Consider the following 24467-nt stretch of genomic DNA (forward strand, 5'->3'; position numbering starts at 1 on the left):
GCAGGCCGCCCTGCACTCACGCATACCACGAACATCAAGACCCGACAGTGGCCAGATGCACTCATCGACTGCCTCAAGTAGCGCATAATTGCGCCAGATCCTACTGGCGCCCTTATCGCAATGATCCCAAGACCCACGCCTCCCCGCCGCCCCCGCTGGCGCAGCCTGGCCCTGCTGGCGCTGTGCCTGGCCCCGCTGCTGTGGCCGCTGCACCACCTGGCCGAGCGCTACTACCAGGATGAGCTGGCCTCGCAGAATCGCCAGACCCTCGACCTCTACGTCGCCAACCTGCTGGGCACCCTGCACCGCTACGAAACCCTGCCCCGGATCCTCGGCGACCTGCCGGCGCTGCGCGGCGTGCTGGACGACCCGTTTCGCCTCGAGGCGGTAACCAACGCCAACCGGTTGCTCAAGGGCATCACCCAGCAGACCGGTGCCGAGGTGATGTACCTGATGGATGTCAGCGGCAACACCCTGGCCGCGTCCAACTGGGACAAGCAGGACAGCTTCGTCGGCCGCAACTTCTCGTTCCGCCCGTATTTCATCGAGGCGATGGAGGGGCGGTTGGGGCGGTTCTTCGGCCAGGGCACCACTTCGGCCAAGCGCGGCTACTTCTTCGCCGCCGCCGTGCACGACCGCGACAAGGTGATCGGCGTGCTGGTGGTCAAGGTCGACCTCGACCACACCGAAACCCTGTGGGGCCGCACGCCGGAACAACTGCTGCTGACCGACCAGAACGGCGTGGTGGTGCTCACCTCGCGCCCGGATTGGCGTTTCCGTGCCACCCGCGAGCTGACCGCGGCCGAGCGCCAGGCCATCGTCGCCATCCAGCCCTACCCGACCCAGGCCCCGCAGCCGTTGAGCCTCAACCGCGACGCCTGGCTGATCCAGACCCGCGACATCAAGGAAACCGGCTGGCAGGTGAACATCCTCGCCCCGCGCCTGCTGGTCGACCGCTCGGTGCAGACGGTCATGGCCATCGGCGGCGGTGCGCTGCTGGTGAGCATGCTCCTGGCTGGCCTGGTGATGCAGCGCCGACGCCACTACATCGACCGCATCGACTTCGAGGCCCTTGCCCGGCAAGAGCTGGAAAAGCGTGTGATCGAACGCACCGCCGACCTGGAAGGTCTCAATACCCGCCTCAAGAGCGCGGTGCTGGAGCGCGAAAGCGCCCAGCAGGAGCTGGTGCGCGCCCAGGACGAACTGGTCCAGGCGGGCAAACTCTCGGTACTGGGCACCATGTCGGCGAGCATCAGCCATGAGCTCAATCAACCGCTGGCGGCGATTCGCAGTTATGCCGAGAATGCCGAGATTCTTCTCGACCATCAGCGCACCGAGGACGTGCGCGGCAACCTCAAGCTGATTGGTGAACTGACCGGGCGCATGGCCTCGATCATCGCCCACCTGCGCGCCTTCGCCCGCCGCGACCAGCACGCCCCGGAGAGCGTTGCCCTGCAACCGGCCCTGGATGATGCCCTGGCGCTGTTGGCCAAGCGTCGCCGGGCCATGGCCGTCGAGCTGGTGCGCGACCTGCCCGAAGCCACGCTGTGGGTACAGGCCGGCGAGACCCGCCTGCGCCAGGTGCTGGGCAACCTGCTGGCCAACGCCCTCGATGCCCTGACCGAAAAAGCCAACCCGCGCAGGCTGTGGCTGAGTGCCGAGCGCCAGGACGGCTGCGTCTACCTGTACATCCGCGACAATGGCCCAGGCTTCAGCCGCCAGGCCCTGGAGCACGCCAAGGAGCCGTTCTTCACCACCAAGACCCGCACCCAGGGCCTCGGCTTGGGGCTGGCTATCTGTGAAAGCCTGATGCACGCGCTCGGCGGCGAGTTGCTGCTGGGCAACCACCCGGAAGGCGGCGCCCTGCTGACCCTGAAACTGCGCGTGGCCAAGCCCGGCGCCAATCTGCAATCTTCGGAGGACACCTCGGCATGAGCACCGAGACACCGATCGACAGCCGTGCCCAGGTGCTCCTGGTCGATGACGACCCGCACCTGCGCCAGGCCCTGAGCCAGACCCTGGACCTGGCCGGGCTCAAGGTGGTGGCCCTGGCCGACGCCCAGGGCCTGGCCGAACGCCTGGAGGAGGACTGGCCGGGCGTGGTGGTCAGCGATATCCGCATGCCCGGCATCGATGGCCTGCAACTGCTGGAGCAACTGCACGCCCGCGACAGCGAACTGCCGGTACTGCTGATCACCGGCCACGGCGATGTGCCGCTGGCAGTGCAGGCAATGCGCGCCGGGGCCTACGATTTCCTCGAAAAGCCTTTCGCCAGTGATTCCCTGCTCGACAGCGTGCGCCGTGCCCTGGCCCTGCGCCGCCTGGTGCTGGACAACCGTAGCCTGCGCCTGGCCCTGAGCGACCGCCAGCACCTGGCCACGCGCCTGGTCGGCCAGTCGCCCGGCATGCAGCGCCTGCGCGAACAGATCGGTGCCCTGGCCGGCACCCGCGCCGACGTGCTGATCCTTGGCGAGACCGGCGCCGGCAAGGAGGTGGTGGCGCGAGCCCTGCACGACCTGTCGAGCCGCCGCGAAGGCCCGTTCGTGGCGATCAATGCCGGCGCCCTGGCCGAGTCCGTGGTCGAGAGCGAGCTGTTCGGCCATGAGCCGGGCGCGTTTACCGGCGCGCAGAAGCGCCGCATCGGCAAGTTCGAGTTCGCCAATGGCGGCACGCTGTTCCTCGACGAAATCGAGAGCATGAGCCTGGATGTGCAGGTCAAGCTGCTGCGCCTGCTGCAGGAGCGGGTGGTCGAGCGCCTGGGCGGTAACCAGCTGATCCCGCTGGATATCCGTATCATCGCCGCCACCAAGGAAGACCTGCGCCAGGCTGCCGACCAAGGCCGTTTCCGTGCCGACCTGTACTACCGCCTGAACGTCGCGCCGCTGCGTATCCCCGCGCTGCGCGAGCGCGGCGACGACATCCTGGTGTTGTTCCAGCACTTCGCCGATGCCGCCAGCGAACGCCATGGCCTGCCGCCCCACAACCTGCAACCGGCTCAACGGGCCCTGCTGCTGCGCCACGACTGGCCGGGCAATGTCCGCGAGTTGCAGAATGCCGCCGAACGCTTTGCCCTTGGCCTGGAGTTGGCCCTTGATGGCCAGGCGCCTGCGGCGGCCAACGATATCCATGTTGCGGTGTCGACCGGCAACCTCAGCGAGCAGGTCGAGCAGTTCGAGCGCTCGCTGATCGCCGCCGAGCTGATGCAGCCGCATAGCTCCATGCGCAGCCTCGCCGAGGCCCTTGGCATCCCACGCAAGACCCTGCACGACAAGCTGCGCAAGCACAGCCTGAGCTTTGGCGGGCACGACGACCAGGAGGACAACCGTCAATGAGCAACGACAGCCAGTACCTGCAGTCCGTACTGCACAGCGATATTCCGCTGACCCGCGAGATGGGCATGGAAGTCATCGATTGGCAGGCGCACACCTTGCGCCTGAAGCTGCCATTGGCGCCCAACGTCAACCACAAGAGCACCATGTTCGGCGGCAGCCTGTACTGCGGCGCGGTGCTGGTGGGCTGGGGCTGGCTGCACCTGCGGCTGCGCGAGCTGGGGATCGATGACGGGCATATCGTCATCCAGGAAGGGCAGATCAGCTATCCATTGCCGGTGACCGGGGATGCCGTGGCGCGTTGCCCGGCGCCGGACGAGAAGACCTGGGAGCGGTTCCTGACGATGTATCGGCGTCGTGGGCGGGCACGACTGACGCTGGAGACGGTGGTGAGCAACGAGGGTAGTGACGAGCCTGCGGTGACGTTCAGCGGGCAGTACGTGTTGCATCGCTGAAAGCTGGGGGCGCTTCGCGCCCCTTTCGTCGCGGTTCGTCGCCACGACAAGCTCAAGCTTTGATCGCACGCGCCAGTTCGACGAGCGCCTGTCGCCATTCAGCAGCGCGGGGCAACGCCAAAAAGAACGGATTGAGCAGCGACTCACGCGGTGGGTAGCGGAACGGCAACCCGTCCAGCCCGATCACCTCGCCCCCGGCACCTTCCAGCACGCCCTGTGCAGCCGCCGTATCCCACTGCGAGGTCGGTGCCAGCCGTGGATAACAGTCGGCACTGCCTTCGGCGAGCAGGCAGAACTTCAAGGAGCTGCCGATGTTGGCCAGTTCCAGCTCTCCCACCGCACTCCCAAGCCCCGCCAGCAGCGCTTCCTGCTCCGGGCTCGAATGCCGACGGCTGGCGACGACGGTAAACCGCTCCTGTGCCGGTGGGGCATTACGCACCTGGATCGGTTGAGCCTCTTCGTTACGTTCGGTCTTCCAGGCACCTAACTCGCGCCCACCAAAGTAACAGCGGCCATTGGTCGGCATCGCCACCACACCGAACACCACCTCGCCGTTTTCGATCAGCGCGATGTTGACGGTGAACTCCTCGCTACCGGCGATGAACTCCTTGGTGCCATCCAAAGGATCGACCAGCCACCAACGCTGCCAGCCAGCGCGGGTTGCCAGCGGGATGTTGCAGTCCTCTTCGGAGAGCACCGGAATCTGCGGCGCCAACGCCTGCAAGCCATCGGCGATAACCCGATGGGCCGCCAGGTCGGCAGCGGTCACCGGTGAATCGTCGGCCTTGTTGCTTACCGCCACGTCAGCGCGCCAGAACGGCAGGATCGCCTCGCCAGCCAACAGGGCGAGCTTGACCACGTCCTGCATCAGTTGCCGATCATTCATACACTCAACACCCCACGCTGGATCAGCAGGTCACGGGCCAGGTACAACGCCGCCAGCGCCCGGCCTTCACTGAACTGCGGGTGCATGGCCAGGGCCGAGAGCTCGCGCAGGTTGACCTTGTCGACCCGCATCGGCTCGGGCTCGTCGCCCTCCAGGCGCTCTTCGTAAAGGTCGGTGGCCAGGACCACCTGGATCTTCTGGCTCATGTAGCCGGGCGACAGCGACAGCTCGGTCAGGTGCTCCAGCTGACGCGCGCCAAAACCGGCTTCTTCCTTGAGTTCCCGGTCGGCGGCGGCGAGCACGTCCTCGCCCGGCTCGATCAAGCCCTTGGGCAACGACAGCTCGTACTCGTCGGTACCGCCGCAATATTCCTCGACCAGCACCGCATGCTCGGCATCGAGCATGGCCACTATCATCACTGCGCCATAACCGTTGCCACGGCCGACCAGTCGCTCATAGGTGCGCTCGGTGCCATTGGAGAAGCGCAACTGCACGGCTTCGACGCGGAACAGACGGCTGCTGGCGACGATTTCGCGGCTGAGGACGGTGGGTTTCTGGCGCATGGGGCGGCTCCTTGACGTGAACGGGTTACTATACCGTGGCTTGCCGACTGATCGAGAATTTCCCATGCCCGTTCTTCCCTGGTCCGCCATCGATACCGTCCTGCTGGACATGGACGGTACCCTGCTCGACCTGCATTACGACAACCGCTTCTGGCTGCAGCACCTGCCCCAGCGCTACGCCGAGCTGCATGGCGTGAGCCGGGCCATGGCCGAGCTCGAGCTGCGCCCGCTGTTCGAACAGCATGCCGGCACGCTCAACTGGTACTGCCTGGACTTCTGGAGCCGTGAACTGCGCCTGCCGATCCGCGAGCTCAAGCTGGAGATCGCCGACCTGATCGCCTTGAAGCCGGATGCCGATACCTTCCTCGCCGCCATTCGCAAGGCCGGCAAGCGGGTGGTGATGATCACCAACGCCCACCGTGACTCGCTGTCGTTGAAGCTGGAGCGGGTGGAACTGGCGCCGTACTTCGAACGGCTGATCAGCTCGCACGACTATGGCTATCCGAAGGAGAGCCCGCAGTTCTGGGATGCGCTGCAGGCGGACATCGGCTTCGAGCCGGCGCGCAGCCTGTTCATCGATGACACCCTGGCGATTCTGCGCAGTGCCCGGCTATTTGGCGTGGGGCACCTGCTGGCTGTGCGCCAGCCGGATAGTCGGGCCGAGCCACGCGATACCCAGGAGTTCGCTGCGGTGGAAGATTACCGGGAGTTGCTGGAAGGGTTGTAACTGCGCACTCGCCCCGTAGGAGCGGCTTCAGCCGCGATCACCCGCGACGCGGGTGCCAGGCACCGCGATGCCCGCATCGCGGCTAAAGCCGCTCCTACAATTGCCCCCTCAGTCGGGAATACGCAGCACCTGCCCCGGATAGATCTTGTTGGGGTCCTTCAGCATCGGCTTGTTCGCCTCGAAGATCTTGTTGTACTTGTTGGCATCGCCGTAGACCCGTTTGGAGATGGCACTCAAGGTGTCACCCTTCTCGACCTCGACGAACCGGGCAGCTTGAGCAATTGGCCCGGTGACGGTGATCTGGTCATCCACCGAGGCCACACCGGCGATGTTGCCGGCCGCCAGGATGATCTTCTCTTTCTCTTCCTGGCTGCTTACCTCGCCCTTGAGGATGACCTTGTCACCCTCTACAGTGGCCGAGATGTTCGGGTTGCCCAGACCAACGTCCTGGACGTGTTTCTTCAACTGTTCCTCGGCGTTGGCATTGCCGGGGGTCAGCAGGTCGATCAACTTCTCGCCGGCTTCCTTCACGAAACTGAACAGGCTCATGTGGCGCTCCTTTGATGGTGAATCCATGGAAGCAGGAGTCTAGGCCAGGATCGGCCAACCCGCCCCGGTGCGACCAATCGACGCGCTCTATCACGGGATAGACGCTAGCGATTAGACGCCATCTGCACAGGGGCCTAGGCTTGTGGGGTCAAACTGCCAGCCGGTATTCGAGCCGATGAACAGCAAGCCACCGGTCTGCGCGGCGTCAACGCCTCTCGCCCTGCCCGCCGCCAGCAACACCTACGACTATGTCCAGCTCTCCGATGCCGCCCGCGACAATACCCCGCTGGCCGAGGAAGTGGCGTTGGCGATCATCTACAACGGCCTGAACCAGGCGGTGATGCTGGTCAGCCCTACCGATCTGGAAGACTTCGCCGTCGGTTTCAGCGTCGGCAGCGGCATCGTTGCCGGTACCGAGGAAATCTATGACGTGAAGCTCTCCGGCAGCGGTTCGGCGCTCTACGCCGACCTGGAGATCTCCAGCCGCGCCTTCTGGAACCTGAAGAACCAGCGCCGCCAACTGGCCGGCACCAGCGGTTGCGGCCTGTGCGGCGTCGAGGCATTGGAGCAGGCGCTGCCCGAGCTGAACGTGCTGCCTGGCGCGCCGCTGCCACCTGCCCACTGGCTGAAGGACCTGCGCCAGCGCATCGATGCCTTCCAGCCACTGGGCCAGCACTGCGGCGCGGTGCACGCGGCACTGTTCATGGACCGCGACGGCCAGCTGCTGCTGGGCCGCGAGGACATTGGCCGGCACAACGCCCTGGACAAGCTGATCGGCGCCCTGCTGCGCCAGCGCATCGAGACCCAAGGAGGGCTGGCCATCGTCACCAGCCGCTGCAGCCTGGAACTGATCCAGAAGGTCCTGCGCGCCGGCATCCAGACCCTGGTGAGCCTTTCCGCGCCCACCGGCCTGGCCCTGCAATGGGCCCGCAAGCACAACCTCAACCTCATTCATCTGCCCAAACACAGCGCACCGCGGGTGTTCAGCCCAGCGGCGGAGTAGCAACAGCCGTGACCTCCTACGAAAAACTGCCAGACAACGCCCCCGCCTCCACCCCTCGCTACAAACCTTATCCCGGCCCCGCCGGCGGCTGGGGCGCGCTGCGCAGCGTGGCCAAGGCCTGGGTGGGCAGCGACAACGCCCTGAAGAACATCCGCGCCCTGCTCAAGACCAACCAGAACGGCGGCTTCGACTGCCCAGGCTGCGCCTGGGGCGATTCGCCCGAGAGCGGCATGGTCAAGTTCTGCGAGAACGGCGCCAAGGCGGTCAACTGGGAAGCCACCAAGCGCCGGGTGGACGCCGCGTTCTTCGCCCGCTACAGCGTGAGCGCACTACTGGGGCAGAGCGACTACTGGCTCGAGTATCAGGGCCGACTGACCGAGCCGATGGTCTATGACCCGATCACCGACCGTTACCGGCCGATCGACTGGGACGCAGCCTTCGCCCTGATCGCCCGGCACCTGAACAACCTGGCAAGCCCCGACCAGGCCGAGTTCTATACCTCCGGCCGGGCCAGCAACGAGGCGGCCTATCTCTATCAGCTGTTCGTGCGCGCCTACGGCACCAACAATTTCCCCGACTGCTCGAACATGTGCCACGAAGCCAGCGGCGTGGCCTTGGGCCAGAGCGTCGGCGTGGGCAAGGGCACGGTCACCTACGACGACTTCGAGCACGCCGACACGATCTTCGTCTGGGGCCAGAACCCCGGCACCAACCACCCACGCATGCTCGACCCGCTGCGTGACGCGGTGAAACGCGGCGCCCAGGTGGTGTGCGTCAACCCGCTCAAGGAGCGTGGCCTGGAGCGCTTCCAGCACCCGCAGAACCCGTTGGAGATGCTGACCAACAGCGACCGTCCGACCAACACCGCATTCTTCCGCCCGGCGCTGGGCGGCGACATGGCGCTGCTGCGCGGCATGGCCAAGTTCCTGCTGCAATGGGAGCGTGAGGCCCAGGCCAGCGGCGCGCCGGCGATCTTCGATCATGCCTTCATCGCCGAACACGGCCACGGCGTGGACGACTACCTGGCGGTGGTCGACGCTACTCCATGGGAGCAGATCCAGGCCCAGTCCGGGCTGACCCTGGCCGATATCGAGCTGTCGGCACGCATGTACTGCAAAGGCAAACGCGTGATCATGTGCTGGGCCATGGGCATCACCCAGCACCGCCATTCGGTGCCGACCATCCAGGAAATCGTCAACCTGATGTTGTTGCGCGGCAACCTCGGGGTACCGGGCGCCGGCCTGTGCCCGGTGCGCGGCCACAGCAACGTGCAGGGCGACCGCACCATGGGCATCAACGAACGCCCACCGGTGTTCCTGCTCGATGCCATCGAAAAACGCTTCGGCTTCCCGGTGCCACGCCACAACGGTCACAACACCGTCGAGGCCATCCACGCCATGCTGGAAGGCCGGGCCAAGGTGTTCATCGGCTTGGGCGGCAACTTCGCCCAGGCCACGCCGGATACCGAGCGTACCGCTCAGGCGCTGCGCAACTGCGAGTTGACCGTGCATATCAGCACCAAGCTCAACCGCAGCCACCTGATTCACGGCAAACAAGCGTTGATCCTGCCGTGCCTGGGCCGCACCGATATCGACCTGCAGGGCGAAGGCCCGCAGGCGGTGACGGTGGAGGACTCCTTCAGCATGGTCCACGCCTCCAACGGCCAGCTCAAGCCGTTGTCCCGACAGATGCGCTCGGAGCCCGCCGTGGTTGCCGGCATCGCCGCCGCCACCCTGGGCAAGCAGCCAGTGGACTGGCACTGGCTGGTGGCCGACTACGACCGCATCCGCGATCTGATCGCCGACACCATCCCGGGCTTCGCCGACTTCAACGAGCGTCTGCGCCTGCCCGGCGGCTTCTACCTGGGCAACAGCGCCGGCAGCCGCCAGTGGAAGACCGCCAGCGGCCGCGCCAACTTCAAGGCCAATCTCCTGCCGGACAGCCTGCTCGACGAGCGCGTGCGCGCCAGCGGCCAGCTCCCGGACCTGATCATGCAGTCGATGCGCTCGCACGATCAGTACAACACCACCATCTATGGCATGGACGACCGCTACCGCGGTGTGCGCGGCCAGCGCGACGTATTGTTCGCCAACGAGGCCGACATCGTCCGCCTGGGCTTCCAGCCGGGGCAAAAGGTCGACATCGTGTCGCTGTGGGGCGATGAGCATGTACGCCGGGTGCAGGGCTTCACCCTGCTGGCGTTCGACATCCCCGCCGGCCAGGCGGCGGCCTACTACCCGGAGGTGAACCCGTTGGTGCCGCTGGAGAGCATCGGTGACGGCAGCCACACGCCGACGTCGAAGTTCATCGCCATCAAGCTGGAGCGCGCGCGGGACGACGGGCGCATCATCTGATTCGCGCCCGGCAAAGCTGAACGCCACCCACAAAAAAGCCCTGTTCCGCAACGGTTCAGGGCTTTGTCATAAGTACCTCAGACAAGCAAAAAACGAGAAAGTTTCATACATAATTCAATAACTTGGAGAATTGTGTACAACTCGTGCTACTCGTCGGATTCCGATTGCCAGCCGCTTCGCCGAGCCTCAAATTCCGCTTCGTCATCCCTCTGAGGCTCTCTTGATGAAGAAGTACTCCTCGATTCTGTTGTTGTCTTTCGGTCTGCTCAGCGGCGTTGCCATGGCAGGCGGCACCACCGAGGCCGGCATTGGCGGCGCATTGGGTGGGGTACTGGGCTCCGTGGTGGGCAACTCCATCGGTGGTAGCACCGGCGGCGCCATCGGTGCCGGTCTGGGCGGCGCGGCCGGCGGTGCCCTGGGTGCCGACAAGCGCCAGCGCGGCGAAGCGGCCATCGGTGGCGCACTGGGCGCGGCCGGCGGCAACGTGGTCGGTCGCTCGGTGGGCGGTACCACCGGTAGCTACATCGGTGCGGCGGCCGGCGGTGGCGCCGGTGGCGCACTGGGTAACTACATGGGCAACAAGGCCGACGAAGACGAGCGCCATGAGTCGCGCCGCTACCGTCGTGACTACGATGACCGCCGTCATTACGACCGCGGCCATCACTACGGCCACCGCAAGCACAAGCGCCACTGGCGCCATGACTGATCGCCAGGCTTACGCCTGACGCCTAAGGCCCTGCCCTCACCGGCAGGGCCTTTTCGTTTGCAGGCACGCCAAGGGATTAAGGGCCACCCCGATATGGAGGCCACTAGCCACTAGTTATCATCGCTGTTTCGACCACGTACAGGACGCAGGGAATGCGCGCGACCTTCACCGATCTCATCTGTCTGCCCCGGGCCAGGAGAGGCTGAAGGATGCCCAGCCGCCGCCCGCCACTGCTCAGCGAAGCCGGCTTTGCGTCGATACGCCAGCGCGTGATGCAGGCTACCGGCGTGCAACTGGCCGATGATCGCCGGGCCGTGGTCGCGGCACGTCTGCACAAGCGCCTGAAGGCCCTGGGCCTGGCTGACTACGAGCATTACCTCGGCTTGCTCGAAAGCCCGGAGGGCACCGACGAGCACGAGCATCTGCTGCGCCTACTGGTCGCCCGCGACAGTTACTTCTTTCGTGAACATCGCCATTTCGAATGCCTGGCCGGCTGGCTGGCCGACCTCGACCACCCCGCACGCCTGTGGAGCGCAGCCTGTGCCACCGGCGAAGAAGCCTGGAGCCTGGCCATGGTCGCCGCCGAAAAAGCCCGTCACCCAGGCTGGCAGGTACTGGCCAGCGACTTCGACCCGCAACTGCTGGAAACCGCAGGCGCCGGCATCTACGACATCGCCCAGGCCCGCTACTTCCCCGAGGGCTGGCTGGCCCGCCACTGCCTGTGCGGCGTCGGCGAGATGGCCGGGCGGCTACGCATCGCACCCGCCCTGCGCGAACATGTACGCTTCGAGGCCATCAACCTGATCCGGCCCCTGCCTGCCCACCTCGGCAGCTTCGACGTCATCTTGCTGCGCAACCTGCTGTCGAGCCTGGCGCCACGCTACAAGAGCGAGGTGCTCCAGCAGTTGCTGACGCACCTGCGCCCCGGTGGCCTGCTGATCATCGGTCACAGCGAAAGCGTCCACGCGCTGGGCCTGCCCCTGCGCCCGCTACTGCCGTCGGTATTCGAACGCCTATGATAAGAGGCACTGCCGCGCCAATCGGCAGACAAGGACTGATCGCGCAGTTGCGCGGCAGTGCGCTTTCGGATCGAGCAGGCCTGCCGCCCCCCTTCCCTTGCGAAACAGGCCCTAATCCATGCCTTGCCGAATCCTGCTTGCCGATCATTCGCCCCTCTTCCGCGCCGGCCTGCGTGCCTTGCTGGAGCAGAAGAAAGATTTCGTCGTGGTGGGCGACACCGGTGATGCCATGAGTGCCGTGAGCCTGGCCGAAAAGCTCAAGCCGGACATCGTGGTGCTCGACATGAGCGGTGAACTTGACAGCCAGCAGGCCCTGCAAGAACTGTTCATCCGCGCCCCCGCCAGCCGGGTACTGATGTTCTCGCCGCGCTCGGAGCTCGAGCATGTGATGAGCTGCCTGCAGCTCGGCGCCCATGGTTTCCTGCTCAAGAACGCCACGGTAACCGAGCTGGAGCAGGCCCTGCAGACCCTGCGCGGCGGTGGCCAGTACCTGTCTTCGGCGGTGCTGCCGATGGTCATCGGCCAGGCCCTCAAGCACAGCCGCAAGCGCGTTGCCAATCAGGTCCAGCCGCCGCCCCTGACCACCCGCCAGCTGGAAATCCTGCGCCTGATCGCCCGGGGCGAGACCACCCGCTCCATCGCCGACGGCCTGGGGTTGAGCATCAAGACCGTCGAGGCGCACCGCTCGCAGATCATGCACCGTCTGCAGATCCATGACGTACCCGGCCTGGTGCTGTTCGCCGTGCGCGAAGGGATCATTCGCCTCAACGATTGAGCGACAACCCGGCGAGGATCAGTTGCAGCGTTTCCGGCAGTGCCGCCGGGCGGCCTGACGCACGCTCGATGAACACCTGCACCACGCTGCCCGCCGCACAGGCCTCGGCCTCGCCCGGGCGGAACAGCGCCAGACGGAACTCAACGGTGCTGCCCGCCAGACGGGTCACCCCCAGGCCCACCTCAAGCACGTCGGGAAAGCCAGGCAAGGCGAAGAAGTCTGCCGCCGAACTCACGACGAAACCGGCCAGCTCACCGTCGCGCAGGTCCAGCTCGGCTTGTTCGACCAGGAAGGCCTGGATCGCGGTTTCGAAGCAGGCATGCACGGTTGAGCCGGCAAGGTGGCCGTTGTGGTCGTTGTCCTGGGGACGGGTGAGGATGGGGTGGAAATGGGAGAAGGCGGAGCGTTGAGGGGATTCTGTCATGAGAACAACCTTATTTCCTTTGCATGTCAGCGAAGCTTCCCACATAGGCTTGGGAACGCCTATAGTCGCAATCAACAATAGATTGCATAAGATAGTACGCGTCCCATGAAACCGAGACATACCCCCGTGCCGACCCTGCAACTGGATCATGCCAACCTCAGTCGCCTGGCTGAAAGCCGTCGAATCAACGCCACCCACATCGTTGGGCAACCCGGAGGCTGGGCTGTTCAGGTGGATGTCGACGATCAGGAGCACGTACTCACCGCTCAGCGTAGCGGCAACGTGCGGCTGTTCAAGAAGCTAGAGACGCTGGTCAGCTACCTGCATGACCTGGGTATCGACCATTTCGAAGTCGATAGCTCGATATGGGATGCGCGACAGACCGCCACCTATCAGCGGCCGGATCGCGCCCAGGCACTCAAAAGAGCACATGAGGCGGCGGCCTACGACGCCTGGTTCAGCGAACAGGTCGAAGCAAGCCGTCGCGATTCATCACCCGCGCTGGATGACGAAGAGGTCGAGAAGTTCTTTGCCGCCCGCCGAGCCGAGCTGAGAGCCAAAAACCGCTGATGCGCCTTGAAGGCCAGGCCGAGATGTTCGACGATTTGGCTGTAGCGCCTATCAGATCGAGCGCCGCCCGCGCGGCGCATCGCGGATGAATCCGCTCCTACATTCGTTGCAACGTACCGAACCTGTCAGGCCATGGTTGCCAGCCTTGGCGCAGGGCTCAAGGCAGGTGAGGCGGCGGCAATGCCCCCCGAAAAATCGCGTCGAGCGCACAAGGCTTACAACCATGGCTTATCAGGCATGGCCACGTTGCAAAAAATGTAGGAGCGGATTCATCCGCGATGCGCCGCGCGGGCGGCGCTCGGTCTCACAGATGCCACAGATCTGACGCCGAACACCTTGAAAGGAATGGCCATGATTTCAACCACGAAAAAGCCGCCCCGAGGGGCGGCTTCCTTATCCGAACCGGCAGCAGCTTACAGCTGCGGACCAGCGGCCTTGATGGCGTCGGAAACGTCGAACTTCTTGAAGTTCTCGGTGAACAGAGTGGCCAGGCCCTTGGCAGCTTCGTCGTAGGCAGCCTTGTCAGCCCAGGTGTTGCGCGGGTTGAGCAGCTCGGTCTCGACGCCCGGAACGACCTTCGGCACGTCCAGGTTGATGATGTCCAGGTGCTCGGTCTCTGCACCGACCAGCGCGCCGCTCTGGATGGCAGCGATCACGCCACGGGTGGTGGGGATGCTGAAACGCTTGCCAACGCCGTAGCCACCGCCGGTCCAGCCGGTGTTGACCAGGTAGACCTTGGAGCCGAACGCCTTGATGCGCTTGATCAGCAGCTCGGCGTAGACGCCGGCTGGGCGCGGGAAGAACGGTGCGCCGAAGCAGGTGGAGAAGGTCGACTTGATGCCGCTGCCCGAACCCATTTCGGTGGAACCGACCAGCGCGGTGTAGCCGGACAGGAAGTGGTAGGCCGCCTGCTCGTTGTTCAGGATCGACACTGGCGGCAGCACGCCGGTCAGGTCGCAGGTCAGGAAGATGACCGCATTCGGCTCGCCGCCCAGGTTCTTCTCGGAGACCTTGGCTACGTGGGTCAGCGGGTAGGCTGCACGGCTGTTCTGGGTCAGGCTCACGTCGGCGTAGTCGGCATGCTTGGCATCGTCGATGACGACGTTTTCCAGCACTGCGCCGTGCTTGATGGCTTTCCAGATGACCGGCTCGTTCTTCTCGGACAGGTCGATGCACTTGGCATAGCAACCGCCTTCGATGTTGAACACCACGCCTTCGCCCCAACCGTGCTCGTCGTCACCGATCAGGTAACGGCTTTCGTCGGCCGACAGGGTGGTCTTGCCGGTGCCGGACAGGCCGAAGAACAGGGTGACGTCACCCGCTTCGCCGATGTTGGCGGCGCAGTGCATCGGCAGCACGTCGGCGGCCGGCAGCAGGAAGTTCTGCACCGAGAACATGGCTTTCTTCATTTCACCGGCGTAACGCATGCCGGCGATCAGCACTTTCTTCTGGGCGAAGTTGATGATCACGCAGCCGTCGGAATTGGTGCCGTCACGCTCTGGCACGCACTCGAAGTTGGCGACGTTGAGAACCTGCCACTCATCGCGGCCAGCCGGGTTGTACTGGGCCGGGTTGATGAACAGGCAACGGCCGAACAGGTTCTGCCAGGCGGTCTGGGTGGTCATCTTGACCGGCAGGTAGTGCTCGGCGGCAGCGCCTACGTGAACGTAGGAAACGAAGTGATCCTGGGCGTTGTTGAACGCCTCGACGCGGTCCCACAGGGCATCGAACTTGTCGGCCGAGAACTTGCGGTTGATCGGGCCCCAGCCAATCTGGTCCTGGGTGGAAGGTTCTTCGACGATGAAACGGTCAGCCGGCGAACGGCCGGTGCGATGACCGGTTTCCACCACCAGCGCGCCGGTATCGGCCAGCACGCCTTCACCGCGGGACAGCGCTTCTTTTACCAGCTCATCGACGCTCAGGTCGGTGTACACGGTGTTGTTGGCTTGCGTCATGAGATACCCCATCCGGCCCGAGGCCGAGTGCTCCAAACGTTTTGTAGTTGTCTCGAAAAAACTACTACAGCGAAAAAAGTGGCCGGATTATGCCAGAAAAGCCCAAAAAAAGTAGGCCCCTCCTGTCAGAACTGCGCTTTTGCGCAATTCGACAGGAGTATTTCCTGTAGTGAACCGTTTCAGTGCTGAGTTTCTGATGGTGCCTCGGTGCCACCACCAGCAAACAATTGCGCAACATCGCTCGCGTCGAACACATAACGCTCGTTGCAGAACTGGCAATCGATCTCGACCTGGCCGCCACATTCGGCCACCAACGCATTGGCATCCTGCTCGCCGAGGCTGACCAGGGCGTTGCTGGAGCGCTCGCGCGAGCAGCTGCAGCGGAAGCGTAGCGGCTGGATATCGAACAGGCGAACCGCGTCCTCGTGGTACAGGCGGTGCAGCACGGTTTCGTTGTCCAGGCCGAGCAGTTCCTCGATCTTCACGGTGTTGGCCAGGGCCTTGACGTGGGCCCAGCTTTCCTCGCGCTCCTCGCTGTCCTTGTGGATCTCGGCCGGCAGCTGCTGCACCAGCAGGCCACGGGCGCGGGCGCCATCGGCGGCCAGGGAGATGCAGGTGTTCACCTGCTGCGACATGACGAAGTAGTTGGTGAAGCACTCCGACAGGTCCTTGCCGTCCAGCTCGACGGTGCCCTGGTAACGCTGGCCGTTGACCGGAATGATGGTCAGCACCAGGTGGCCGCCTGGCATCAGGTCGGCGAGGCTCGCATCGTCGTCGATCTGCTCGGCCTCGTAGCGCGCCAGGCCACGAATGTCGTGCTCGCTGGTGTACTCGATGGCCAGCAGCGGAACCGGGCCCTGGGACTGCGCCTGGAGCACCAGCAACCCATCGAACTTCAGGGTGCCGACCAGCAGCGCGGCGGCGGCCATCAGTTCACCGAGCAGATGCTTTACCGGCTGCGGGTAGTCGTGCTTGGCCAGCACCTCGGCGTAGCTGCGTTCCAGCGCGACCATCTCGCCGCGCACGTCGCGGTCGTCGAACAGGAAGCGTTGGGTGAAATCGGTATCTGGCAAGTCGCTCATGGTTGTCTGGCTTTCTAAAAATGATTACAAAATAATTACAGGAGACCGAAAGGTCCGTCGCAGAGCGCTTACGAGGCGCTCACTTCCTGCTGGATATCGAGGTATTTTATGGACAATCGACCACTGTTCCAAGCAAGGTGGTCCTGGGGACCTTTGGCAGCCTGCACCCTGCTGCCCATCGCACTACTGTGTTTCTGGTTGTGGCCCGTTGGCCAGATCCTTTGCCTGACATTCGACGAGTGGCTGTTCCACAGCCTGAATGCGCCGCTGGCAGACAACACCACCTGGCGCTACATCTGGACCGTCGGCAGCCTGCGCCCGTTCGACATCGTCGTCGGCCTGATCCTTCTGGCAGTGCTTATCCGTGGTGACTGGGTGTTCAAGGCAGCCCAGGTCCGCCAGGCCTTTTTCGGCTTTCTGGTCACGCTACTCCTCTTAGTGGTGATTCGCGCGCTGTTTTCCAAGTGGGTGGATGCAGCCGGGTGGCAACACAAGAGCCCGTCGATGATGTTCGACGACGTGGTGCACCTCAGTGACTACTACCCGAACCTGGAGGCGGCCTGGGAACTCAAGGACCGCTCGAGCAAGAGTTTCCCCGGGGATCACGCCTCGGTGCTGCTGGTCTGGGCACTGTTCATGAGCCTGTTCAGCCGCCGCCCCCTGCAGTACCTGCTGGTGTGGGGGCTGGCCCTGCTGTTCATGCTGCCGCGCCTGGTCGCCGGTGCCCACTGGGGGCAGGATGACTACATCGGTGGTTTGCTGATGGCGGTGCTGGCGTTGGGCTGGAGCTGCTACACGCCGCTGGCGGCCAAAGGCAGCGCAGCGTTGCTGCGCTGGACTGCACCGCTGTTCGACCTGCTGGGCAGGTTGCCGTTGATCGGGCGGATGAGCGTGATTCGCCCCGCCTGATCGTTCACGGGGCCGCTACGCGGCCCTCGTCACTCGAAACTGCCGTGCAGCTGGTGAATCTGCCGGCGCTGCTTCTTGGTCGGCCGCCCGTCGGTGGTCACGCCCATCGCCCCCGCCTTGCGCATTTCAGCGGCCTGCTCGCGGCGCTTCACACTCTCGGCGGTTTCCTCGTACAACGTCTGTGCTTCGGGCGCGCCACGGCGCACCACCGACAACGCCCTGACCACCACGGTGCGCTCGTCGAAACCGGTGCGCAACACGAACTCATCGCCCACCCGTGGCTCCTTGCCCGGCTTGCAGCGCTCGCCCCGGCAGTGCACCTTGCCACTTTCAATGGCCGCCTTGGCCAATGCGCGGGTCTTGTAGAAGCGCGCTGCCCACAGCCACTTGTCCAGGCGTACCTTGTCGTCGTCTTCAGGCTTTTGTGCCATGGTTTTTCCTCGAATTCTGTCTTTCACGGAACTGTACTACCGTGACTGACAGATGCAAAAAGTCCGTGCCGTCATTACAGTTCACCTCCTTATCCGCAGGGCACGCTTAGTGAAGACATTTGACCACCTGACTGTGATCGGCCTGCGCGAGTGGGTCGCCCTGCCCGGCCTCGGCGTCGCCGGCCTGCGCGCCAAGATCGACACCGGCGCCAGTACCTCCAGCCTGCACGCCACGGAGGTCGAGCCGTTCGAGCGCGATGGCCAGCAATGGGTACGCTTCACCGCCCACCTGGGCTCGGTGGTGCAACTGCGCCACCGACGCTGCGAAGCGCCCATGGTCACCATGAAGACAATCAAGAGCTCCAACGGCCATGCCCAGACCCGCTACGTGATCCGTACGCCCCTGGCGCTCGGTGACCGGGTCTGGGAGGTCGAATTCACCCTGGCCTGCCGCAAGAGCATGCGCTATCGCCTGCTGCTTGGTTCGAAGGCGCTCATCCATGGCCAACTGGTGGTCAACCCCGGCCTCAAGTACGTTCAGGACAAACCGGCCTTCGCGGCCACCCTTTCCCCTGTCACAGGTGCTGCATGAAGATCGCTGTGCTGTCGCGCAATCCGCGTCTGTATTCCACCCGCCGCCTGGTCGAGGCCGGTACCCAGCGGGGCCACGAAGTGGTGGTGATCGACACGCTTCGGGCCTACATGAACATTGCCAGCCACAAGCCGCAGATCCACTACCGCGGCAAACCCCTGGAAGGCTTCGACGCGGTCATACCGCGCATCGGCGCCTCGGTCACCTTCTATGGCTGCGCGGTGCTGCGCCAGTTCGAGATGATGGGCGTCTACCCGCTCAACGAATCGGTGGCCATCGCCCGCTCGCGGGACAAGCTGCGCTCGCTGCAACTGCTGTCGCGGCGCGGTATCGGCCTGCCGGTCACCGGCTTCGCCCACTCGCCGGACGACATCCCCGACCTGATCCAGATGGTCAACGGCGCGCCATTGGTGATCAAGGTACTGGAAGGTACCCAGGGCATCGGCGTGGTGCTGTGCGAGACCACCAAGGCCGCCGAGTCGGTGATCGAGGCGTTCATGGGCCTGAAGCAGAACATCATGGTCCAGGAGTACATCAAGGAGGCCGGTGGCGCCGATATCCGCTGCTTCGTGGTCGGCGACAAGGTGATCGCCTCGATGAAGCGCCAGGCCAAGCCGGGCGAGTTCCGCTCCAACCTGCATCGCGGGGGCGTGGCCAGCCTGATCAAGATCACCCCTGAAGAACGCATGACCGCGATTCGCGCGGCCAAGGTGATGGGGCTGAGCGTGGCGGGTGTGGATATCCTGCGCTCGAACCATGGGCCACTGGTAATGGAGGTGAACTCGTCGCCGGGCCTGGAGGGGATCGAGGTGACTACCGGCAAGGACGTGGCCGGGATGATCATCGAGCACCTGGAAAAGAACAGCGGGCCGAATCAGACCCGGACCAAAGGCAAGGGTTAAACACATCGCGGGGCAAGCCCCGCGATTGATTTCACACAGCGTTACGCGGCAGCAACAACCCCAACGGCAACCGCACCCGTGCCTCGATCCCGCCACCGGAGCGGTTGCGCAATTCGACATTGCCGCCATGCTGCGCGGCGATGCGCTTGACGATCGCCAGCCCCAGCCCGGTGCCCTTGCCGCCCCGCGCCCGGTCGCCACGGATGAACGGGTTGAAGATGGTTTCCAGCTCCGACTCGTCGATCCCCGCCCCGCGATCCAGCACGCTGAGCACCACATAAGGCGCGCTCTGGTCACCCGACACATAGGCCGCCACCTCAACGCCCTTGCCAGCGTGATGCAGGGCGTTGCCGATCAGGTTGCCGAGCATGCGCTTGAGCGAGACACGGCGCAGCGGGAACGGCGGAATCGGCTCGAGGCACAGGCGTACCTGCTCCTCATGCTGGTTGTAAGGGGCCACCACTTCGTAGATCAGATCGTTCAGGTCGACCTCTTCCACCGGCTCGTCACGCCCGTCACGAATGAACGCCAGGAACTGGTCGAGGATCGCGTCCATGTCCTCGATATCGCGGACCATGTCCTCACTGAGGTCGCTTTCGTTGCCCATCAGCGACAACGACAGACGCAGCCGGGTCAGCGGCGTGCGCAAGTCGTGGGAAACGCCCGCCAGCATCAGCTCGCGTTCGCGCCCGGCCTGCTCGACATCTTCGGCCATCTGGTTGAACGCCCGGTACACTTCGGTCATTTCGCTGGGGGTGTCGCTGATCGGCAAGCGCACACTGCGCCCCTGACCCAACTGGCGGGCGGCGAACACCAGGCGCTTGAGCGGCTGGTTGAGCTGGCGCACGAAGATCCAGGCCGAAGCCGTGGACAGCAAGCCGATGGCCAGGAACCAGCCAAGCACGTTCCAGATCTTCTGCCCGCGCAGCGGATGCGGATACAGCGGCACCTTGAGCCAGCCCGGGCCCAGGCTCGGGGCGTTCACCCACAGCGCGGGCGGCGCGTGGATACGCAACCGCACTTCGGTGTCCTCGCCCAGCTCGGCCTGCATCTGGCGCTGGTAGATCTCGCTGTAGGGCCAGTGCTGCTCGCCCTCCGGCACGCCGGCGCCGGTCACACGGATCAAGCCGGCGGCCTCGGCAATCTGGTCGCGGTTCTCTTCATCCGCTGCCCAATAGGCACGCAGCGTCAGGGCCACGCCGTGGCTGTACTGGCGGTCGACCAGCACGTCCTCGTTCATCAGCAGGTACACGAGCGTCAGTGCCTTGGAGAACAGCACGACGATCAGCACCAGCCAGAGGGTGCGAGCGAAGAAGCTTTGCGGGAACCAGAGAGGCGTTTTCATCGATCTACTACTTTGCTGAAAAGGCCGGTCGCCGTAGACGAAAACAGGGCGACCCGCATGGGTCGCCCTGCTGCACCCTGACGAGCCGGCAGGCTCATTTGCCGGCGTTTCCGTCCGGCACGAAGACGTAGCCCACACCCCATACGGTCTGGATGTAACGCGGCTTGGAAGGATCGGGCTCGATCATCCGGCGCAGGCGCGAGATCTGCACGTCGATGGAGCGCTCAAGGGCATCCCACTCACGGCCACGGGCCAGGTTCATCAGCTTGTCGCGGGTCAGCGGCTCGCGAGCGTGCATCACCAGGGCCTTGAGCACGGCGAACTCGCCGGTGGTGAGCATGTGCGTTTCTTCACCGCGCTTGAGCTCGCGGGTGGCCAGCGACAGTTCGTAGTCGCCGAAGGTGACGGTCTCTTCCTCGCTGCCCGGCGCGCCTGGCACAGCCGGGGCCTGGCGGCGCAGCACGGCCTTGACCCGGGCCACCAGCTCATCTGGGTTGAACGGCTTGGCCAGGTAATCGTCGGCGCCAAGCTCCAGGCCCTTGATACGGCTGAGCTCATCGCCCTTGGCGGTGAGCATGATGATCGGGATCTGGTTGTTCGAGGCGCGCAGGCGCTTGCACGCCGACAGGCCGTCCTCGCCCGGCAGCATCAGGTCGAGCACCACCAGATTGAACACTTCACGGGCCAGCAGGCGATCCATCTGTTCGACGTTGGGCACGGTGCGCACACGGAAGCCCTTGCTGGTGAAGAAACGGTCCAGCAGGCTGCTCAGGCCCGGGTCGTCGTCGACGATGAGAATCTTGTCGCCTTCTACGGCGTTTGCGGTGCTGGTCATGAATTACTCCTCTGATATCGCCGCGCATTATGGCGTAGCCATTGCCGCGCGTGCCGTGTGCATTGTTAGCAGATTTTTCCCGCCGTGCCACTGCCGCCCCATCGACGACTGGCGCCGCGCCATCACCGCAAGCCCGGCCCGATGGGTATAATGCGCGGCTTTCACCCAGTGTCGCCGGGGCTGAACGCCCACCCGCGGCCTTGCATTCACTATTTGTCAGGTGGTTTTCATGGACAGCATCAACAGCCGTATCGCCGAGGAACTGGGCGTGCGCCCACAGCAGGTCGAAGCGGCCGTGGGCCTGTTGGACGAAGGATCGACCGTGCCCTTCATCGCCCGTTACCGCAAGGAAGTGACCGGCAGCCTGGATGACACCCAACTGCGCCACCTGGAAGAGCGCCTGCGCTACCTGCGCGAGCTCGACGAGCGCCGCGCCAGCATCCTGGCCAGCATCGAGGAGCAGGGCAAGCTGACTCCGGAGCTGGCCCGCGAGATCAAGCTGGCCGATACCAAGACCCGCCTCGAAGACCTCTACCTGCCGTACAAGCAGAAGCGCCGCACCAAGGGCCAGATCGCCCTGGAAGCCGGCCTGGGCGAGCTGGCCGACGGCCTGTTCAACGACCCGCAACTGAACCCGGAAGCCGAAGCCGCGCGCTTCGTCGACGCGGACAAGGGCGTGGCCGACGTCAAGGCTGCCCTGGAAGGCGCCAAGTACATCCTCATGGAGCGCTTCGCCGAAGACGCCGGCCTGCTGGACAAGCTGCGCAACTTCCTCAAGCAGGAAGCGGTACTCACCGCCCGCGTGGTCGCCGGCAAGGAAGACGAAGGCGCCAAGTTCCGCGATTACTTCGCCCATGACGAACTGCTGCGCAGCGCGCCGTCGCACCGTGCCCTGGCGATCTTCCGCGGGCGCAACGAAGGCGTGCTGAGCGCCTCGCTGAAGGTCGGCGAAGAACTGCCGGGCACCCTGCACCCGTGCGAGGTGATGATCGGCAACCATGTCGGCATCGAGAACCGCAACCGCCCCGCCGACAAGTGGCTGGGCGAGGTGGTGCGCTGGACCTGGAAGGTCAAGCTCTACACCCACCTGGAAACCGACCTGTTCGGCGAGCTGCGCGACAACGCCGAAGGCGAGGCGATCAACGTCTTCGCCCACAACCTGCACGACCTGCTGCTGGCCGCCCCGGCCGGCCCGCGCGCCACCCTGGGCTTCGACCCGGGCCTGCGTACCGGCTGCAAGATCGCCGTGGTCGATGCCACCGGCAAGCTGCTGGACTACACCACGGTCTACCCGCACGCGCCGAAGAACGACTGGGACCGCACCATTTCCGTGATGGCCGCGCTGTGCGCCAAACACTCGGTGGAGCTGATCGCCATCGGCAACGGCACCGCCAGCCGCGAGAGCGACAAGCTGGTGGCGGAGCTGGTCAAGAAGTACCCGGCACTGAAGATCACCAAGATCATGGTTTCCGAGGCTGGCGCTTCGGTGTACTCGGCCTCTGAACTGGCCGCCCGCGAGTTCCCGGACCTGGACGTGTCGATCCGCGGCGCGGTGTCCATCGCCCGCCGTCTGCAGGACCCGCTGGCCGAGCTGGTGAAGATCGACCCGAAATCCATCGGCGTCGGCCAGTACCAGCACGACGTGTCGCAGGTGAAACTGGCCCGGGGCCTGGACGCCGTGGTCGAGGACTGCGTGAACGCCGTGGGCGTGGACGTAAACACCGCCTCGGTGGCGCTGCTGACACGCATTTCCGGCCTAAATGCCACCCTGGCGCAGAACATCGTCGCCCATCGCGACGCCAACGGCCCGTTCGCCACCCGCGCCGCGCTGAAAAAGGTCAGCCGCCTGGGCGAGAAAACCTTCGAGCAGGCCGCCGGCTTCCTGCGCGTGATGAACGGCGACAACCCGCTGGACGCCTCGGCGGTGCACCCGGAAGCCTACCCACTGGTGCAGCGCATCGCCGCCGACACCGACCGTGACATCCGCTCGCTGATCGGTGACAGCGGCTTCCTCAAGCGCCTGGACCCGAAGAAATTCACCGACGAGTCCTTCGGTCTGCCGACCGTCACCGACATCCTCCAGGAACTCGACAAGCCAGGTCGCGACCCGCGCCCGGAGTTCAAGACCGCCACCTTCCAGGACGGCGTCGAGGACCTCAAGGACCTGGAACCCGGCATGATCCTCGAAGGCGTGGTGACCAACGTCACCAACTTCGGTGCTTTCGTCGACATCGGCGTGCACCAGGATGGCCTGGTGCACATCTCGGCGCTGTCGGAGAAGTTCGTCAAGGACCCGCGTGAAGCGGTCAAGGCCGGCGACGTGGTCAAGGTCAAGGTCATGGAAGTGGACATCCCGCGCAAGCGCGTCGGCCTGTCCATGCGCATGAGCGACACCCCGGGCGAGAAGGTCGAGGGCAACCGCGGCGGCAACCGTGGCAATGGCGGCAACCGCCAGCAGCAGGCGCCGCGCCAGCGCGAGGCCACCACCGCCGCGCCGGCGAACAACGCCATGGCGGCGCTGTTCGCCAACGCCAAGCAACTGAAGAAGAAGTGATGGAAGTACCGAAGGAGTACGTCGAAAGCGCCTTCAGCCAGCTCCTCGGCTGCCGCCTGCAACGCCTGGAAGCGGGTGTTGCAGAAGTGGCCCTGGCGCTCGAGCCGCACCTGCGCAACCGTGGCCAGAAGCTGCACGGCGGGGCGATCTTCAGCCTGGTCGATATCAGCATGGGCCTGGCCTGCTCGGCCAGCCATGGCTTCGACCAGCAGAGCGTGACCATCGAATGCAAGATCAACTACATGCGCGCCGTCAGCGAGGGCGAGGTCGTGTGTACCGCCCGGGTGCTGCATGCGGGACGGCGCACCCTCGTGGTCGACGCCGACGTGCTCCAGGACGACAAGCTGGTGGCCAAGGCGCAGGGAACCTTCGCGGTTCTCTAGCTGATGTAGCTAAATCTGCGGTATTTTCGAGCTACTCGGGGCCGCTTCGCGCCCCATCGCCGGCAAGCCGGCTCCCACAGAGCATGTATACCCTTGTGGGAGCCGGCTTGCCGGCGATG

The 24467-nt window shown here is 64.8% G+C and carries 24 protein-coding genes; 15 read left to right on the forward strand and 9 right to left on the reverse strand.

What is annotated here, in order from left to right; all coding sequences use genetic code 11:
• The first annotated feature begins 120 nt into the window (after window positions 1-120).
• Genes CCOS191_RS25565 through CCOS191_RS25575 form a run of 3 tightly spaced genes read left to right on the forward strand, consistent with a single transcriptional unit; the run spans window position 121 to window position 3784 of the window.
• Window positions 121-1935 carry a sensor histidine kinase gene (locus CCOS191_RS25565; protein WP_046857497.1) on the forward strand — a complete coding sequence of 605 codons (1815 nt, stop codon included), beginning with the start codon at window positions 121-123 and terminating at the stop codon, window positions 1933-1935.
• Window positions 1932-3332, forward strand: a complete 1401-nt coding sequence (locus tag CCOS191_RS25570) for a sigma-54-dependent transcriptional regulator (protein ID WP_046857498.1) — start codon at window positions 1932-1934, stop codon at window positions 3330-3332. Before CCOS191_RS25565 ends, CCOS191_RS25570 begins: the two co-directional genes overlap by 4 nt.
• Window positions 3329-3784, forward strand: a complete 456-nt coding sequence (locus CCOS191_RS25575; RefSeq protein ID WP_046857499.1) for a thioesterase domain-containing protein — start codon at window positions 3329-3331, stop codon at window positions 3782-3784. Before CCOS191_RS25570 ends, CCOS191_RS25575 begins: the two co-directional genes overlap by 4 nt.
• Window positions 3785-3836: 52 nt before the next feature.
• On the opposite strand, the gene cysQ is transcribed toward CCOS191_RS25575, so the two are convergent.
• The gene (cysQ, locus tag CCOS191_RS25580) at window positions 3837-4670 is read right to left on the reverse strand and encodes a 3'(2'),5'-bisphosphate nucleotidase CysQ (RefSeq protein ID WP_046857500.1); all 834 of its coding nucleotides are present in this window, start codon (window positions 4668-4670) and stop codon (window positions 3837-3839) included.
• The gene (gene nudE, locus CCOS191_RS25585) at window positions 4667-5233 is read right to left on the reverse strand and encodes an ADP compounds hydrolase NudE (RefSeq protein ID WP_023630347.1); all 567 of its coding nucleotides are present in this window, start codon (window positions 5231-5233) and stop codon (window positions 4667-4669) included. Before nudE ends, cysQ begins: the two co-directional genes overlap by 4 nt.
• Before the next feature lie 64 nt (window positions 5234-5297).
• On the opposite strand from nudE, the gene yrfG reads away from it, so the two are divergent.
• Window positions 5298-5960, forward strand: a complete 663-nt coding sequence (gene yrfG / locus CCOS191_RS25590; protein ID WP_046857501.1) for a GMP/IMP nucleotidase — start codon at window positions 5298-5300, stop codon at window positions 5958-5960.
• 108 nt (window positions 5961-6068) lie between these two features.
• Here yrfG and lysM read toward each other — a convergent pair whose 3' ends face one another.
• Complete coding sequence (gene lysM, locus CCOS191_RS25595) at window positions 6069-6509, reverse strand: peptidoglycan-binding protein LysM (protein WP_046857502.1); 441 nt, start codon at window positions 6507-6509, stop codon at window positions 6069-6071.
• A gap of 175 nt (window positions 6510-6684) precedes the next feature.
• Between lysM and fdhD the strand changes: the two genes are divergently transcribed.
• The 5 genes from fdhD to CCOS191_RS25620 all read left to right on the forward strand — a co-directional run bounded on the left by fdhD (window position 6685) and on the right by CCOS191_RS25620 (window position 12366).
• Window positions 6685-7512, forward strand: a complete 828-nt coding sequence (gene fdhD, locus CCOS191_RS25600; protein ID WP_046857503.1) for a formate dehydrogenase accessory sulfurtransferase FdhD — start codon at window positions 6685-6687, stop codon at window positions 7510-7512.
• An 8-nt stretch (window positions 7513-7520) separates the two neighbouring features.
• Window positions 7521-9866 (forward strand): FdhF/YdeP family oxidoreductase, encoded by a 2346-nt coding sequence (locus CCOS191_RS25605; RefSeq protein WP_046857504.1) that lies wholly within the window; start codon window positions 7521-7523, stop codon window positions 9864-9866.
• Between the two features lie 223 nt (window positions 9867-10089).
• A complete protein-coding gene (locus tag CCOS191_RS25610) occupies window positions 10090-10572 on the forward strand; it encodes a glycine zipper domain-containing protein (RefSeq protein WP_046857505.1) in 483 nt (160 codons plus the stop codon).
• A 209-nt stretch (window positions 10573-10781) separates the two neighbouring features.
• Entirely contained in the window at window positions 10782-11591 is an 810-nt protein-coding gene (locus CCOS191_RS25615; RefSeq protein ID WP_046857506.1) for a CheR family methyltransferase, read from the forward strand.
• Between the two features lie 118 nt (window positions 11592-11709).
• Window positions 11710-12366 carry a response regulator gene (locus tag CCOS191_RS25620; protein WP_046857507.1) on the forward strand — a complete coding sequence of 219 codons (657 nt, stop codon included), beginning with the start codon at window positions 11710-11712 and terminating at the stop codon, window positions 12364-12366.
• On the opposite strand, the gene CCOS191_RS25625 is transcribed toward CCOS191_RS25620, so the two are convergent.
• Window positions 12356-12790: an acyl-CoA thioesterase gene (locus tag CCOS191_RS25625; protein WP_046857508.1), complete on the reverse strand. Its 435-nt coding sequence runs from the start codon at window positions 12788-12790 to the stop codon at window positions 12356-12358. The two genes, CCOS191_RS25620 and CCOS191_RS25625, sit on opposite strands and share 11 nt — an antisense overlap.
• A 126-nt stretch (window positions 12791-12916) precedes the next feature.
• Here CCOS191_RS25625 and CCOS191_RS25630 point away from each other — a divergent pair, with 126 nt between their 5' ends.
• Window positions 12917-13360, forward strand: coding sequence for a hypothetical protein (locus CCOS191_RS25630; protein ID WP_046857509.1), 444 nt, complete (start codon window positions 12917-12919; stop codon window positions 13358-13360).
• 413 nt (window positions 13361-13773) lie between these two features.
• Here CCOS191_RS25630 and CCOS191_RS25635 read toward each other — a convergent pair whose 3' ends face one another.
• Together CCOS191_RS25635 and hslO are read right to left on the reverse strand one after the other, a co-directional pair.
• Entirely contained in the window at window positions 13774-15315 is a 1542-nt protein-coding gene (locus tag CCOS191_RS25635; RefSeq protein WP_046857510.1) for a phosphoenolpyruvate carboxykinase, read from the reverse strand.
• A gap of 179 nt (window positions 15316-15494) precedes the next feature.
• Window positions 15495-16397: an Hsp33 family molecular chaperone HslO gene (gene hslO / locus CCOS191_RS25640; RefSeq protein ID WP_046857511.1), complete on the reverse strand. Its 903-nt coding sequence runs from the start codon at window positions 16395-16397 to the stop codon at window positions 15495-15497.
• 108 nt (window positions 16398-16505) lie between these two features.
• On the opposite strand from hslO, the gene CCOS191_RS25645 reads away from it, so the two are divergent.
• Window positions 16506-17306 (forward strand): phosphatase PAP2 family protein, encoded by an 801-nt coding sequence (locus CCOS191_RS25645; protein ID WP_046857512.1) that lies wholly within the window; start codon window positions 16506-16508, stop codon window positions 17304-17306.
• 29 nt (window positions 17307-17335) lie between these two features.
• Here CCOS191_RS25645 and CCOS191_RS25650 read toward each other — a convergent pair whose 3' ends face one another.
• A complete protein-coding gene (locus CCOS191_RS25650) occupies window positions 17336-17737 on the reverse strand; it encodes an RNA-binding S4 domain-containing protein (RefSeq protein WP_038707163.1) in 402 nt (133 codons plus the stop codon).
• A gap of 109 nt (window positions 17738-17846) precedes the next feature.
• Between CCOS191_RS25650 and rimB the strand changes: the two genes are divergently transcribed.
• Both rimB and rimK read left to right on the forward strand, forming a co-directional pair.
• The gene (rimB, locus tag CCOS191_RS25655; RefSeq protein ID WP_038707162.1) at window positions 17847-18329 is read left to right on the forward strand and encodes a retropepsin-like aspartic endopeptidase RimB; all 483 of its coding nucleotides are present in this window, start codon (window positions 17847-17849) and stop codon (window positions 18327-18329) included.
• The gene (gene rimK, locus CCOS191_RS25660) at window positions 18326-19231 is read left to right on the forward strand and encodes a 30S ribosomal protein S6--L-glutamate ligase (RefSeq protein ID WP_046857513.1); all 906 of its coding nucleotides are present in this window, start codon (window positions 18326-18328) and stop codon (window positions 19229-19231) included. The genes rimB and rimK overlap by 4 nt, the downstream gene beginning before the upstream one ends.
• 31 nt (window positions 19232-19262) lie before the next feature.
• On the opposite strand, the gene CCOS191_RS25665 is transcribed toward rimK, so the two are convergent.
• Window positions 19263-20576: an ATP-binding protein gene (locus tag CCOS191_RS25665; protein WP_038707161.1), complete on the reverse strand. Its 1314-nt coding sequence runs from the start codon at window positions 20574-20576 to the stop codon at window positions 19263-19265.
• Between the two features lie 94 nt (window positions 20577-20670).
• A complete protein-coding gene (gene ompR, locus CCOS191_RS25670; RefSeq protein ID WP_046857514.1) occupies window positions 20671-21411 on the reverse strand; it encodes an osmolarity response regulator transcription factor OmpR in 741 nt (246 codons plus the stop codon).
• A gap of 229 nt (window positions 21412-21640) precedes the next feature.
• Here ompR and CCOS191_RS25675 point away from each other — a divergent pair, with 229 nt between their 5' ends.
• Together CCOS191_RS25675 and CCOS191_RS25680 are read left to right on the forward strand one after the other, a co-directional pair.
• Window positions 21641-23965, forward strand: a complete 2325-nt coding sequence (locus tag CCOS191_RS25675) for a Tex family protein (RefSeq protein WP_046857515.1) — start codon at window positions 21641-21643, stop codon at window positions 23963-23965.
• Window positions 23965-24348 (forward strand): PaaI family thioesterase, encoded by a 384-nt coding sequence (locus tag CCOS191_RS25680; protein ID WP_046857516.1) that lies wholly within the window; start codon window positions 23965-23967, stop codon window positions 24346-24348. The genes CCOS191_RS25675 and CCOS191_RS25680 overlap by 1 nt, the downstream gene beginning before the upstream one ends.
• Window positions 24349-24467 lie beyond the last annotated feature (119 nt).

Origin of the sequence: Pseudomonas sp. CCOS 191 (genome assembly GCF_001007005.1) — a bacterium.
In the GTDB taxonomy this organism is placed as follows: Bacteria; Pseudomonadota; Gammaproteobacteria; order Pseudomonadales; family Pseudomonadaceae; genus Aquipseudomonas; species Aquipseudomonas soli.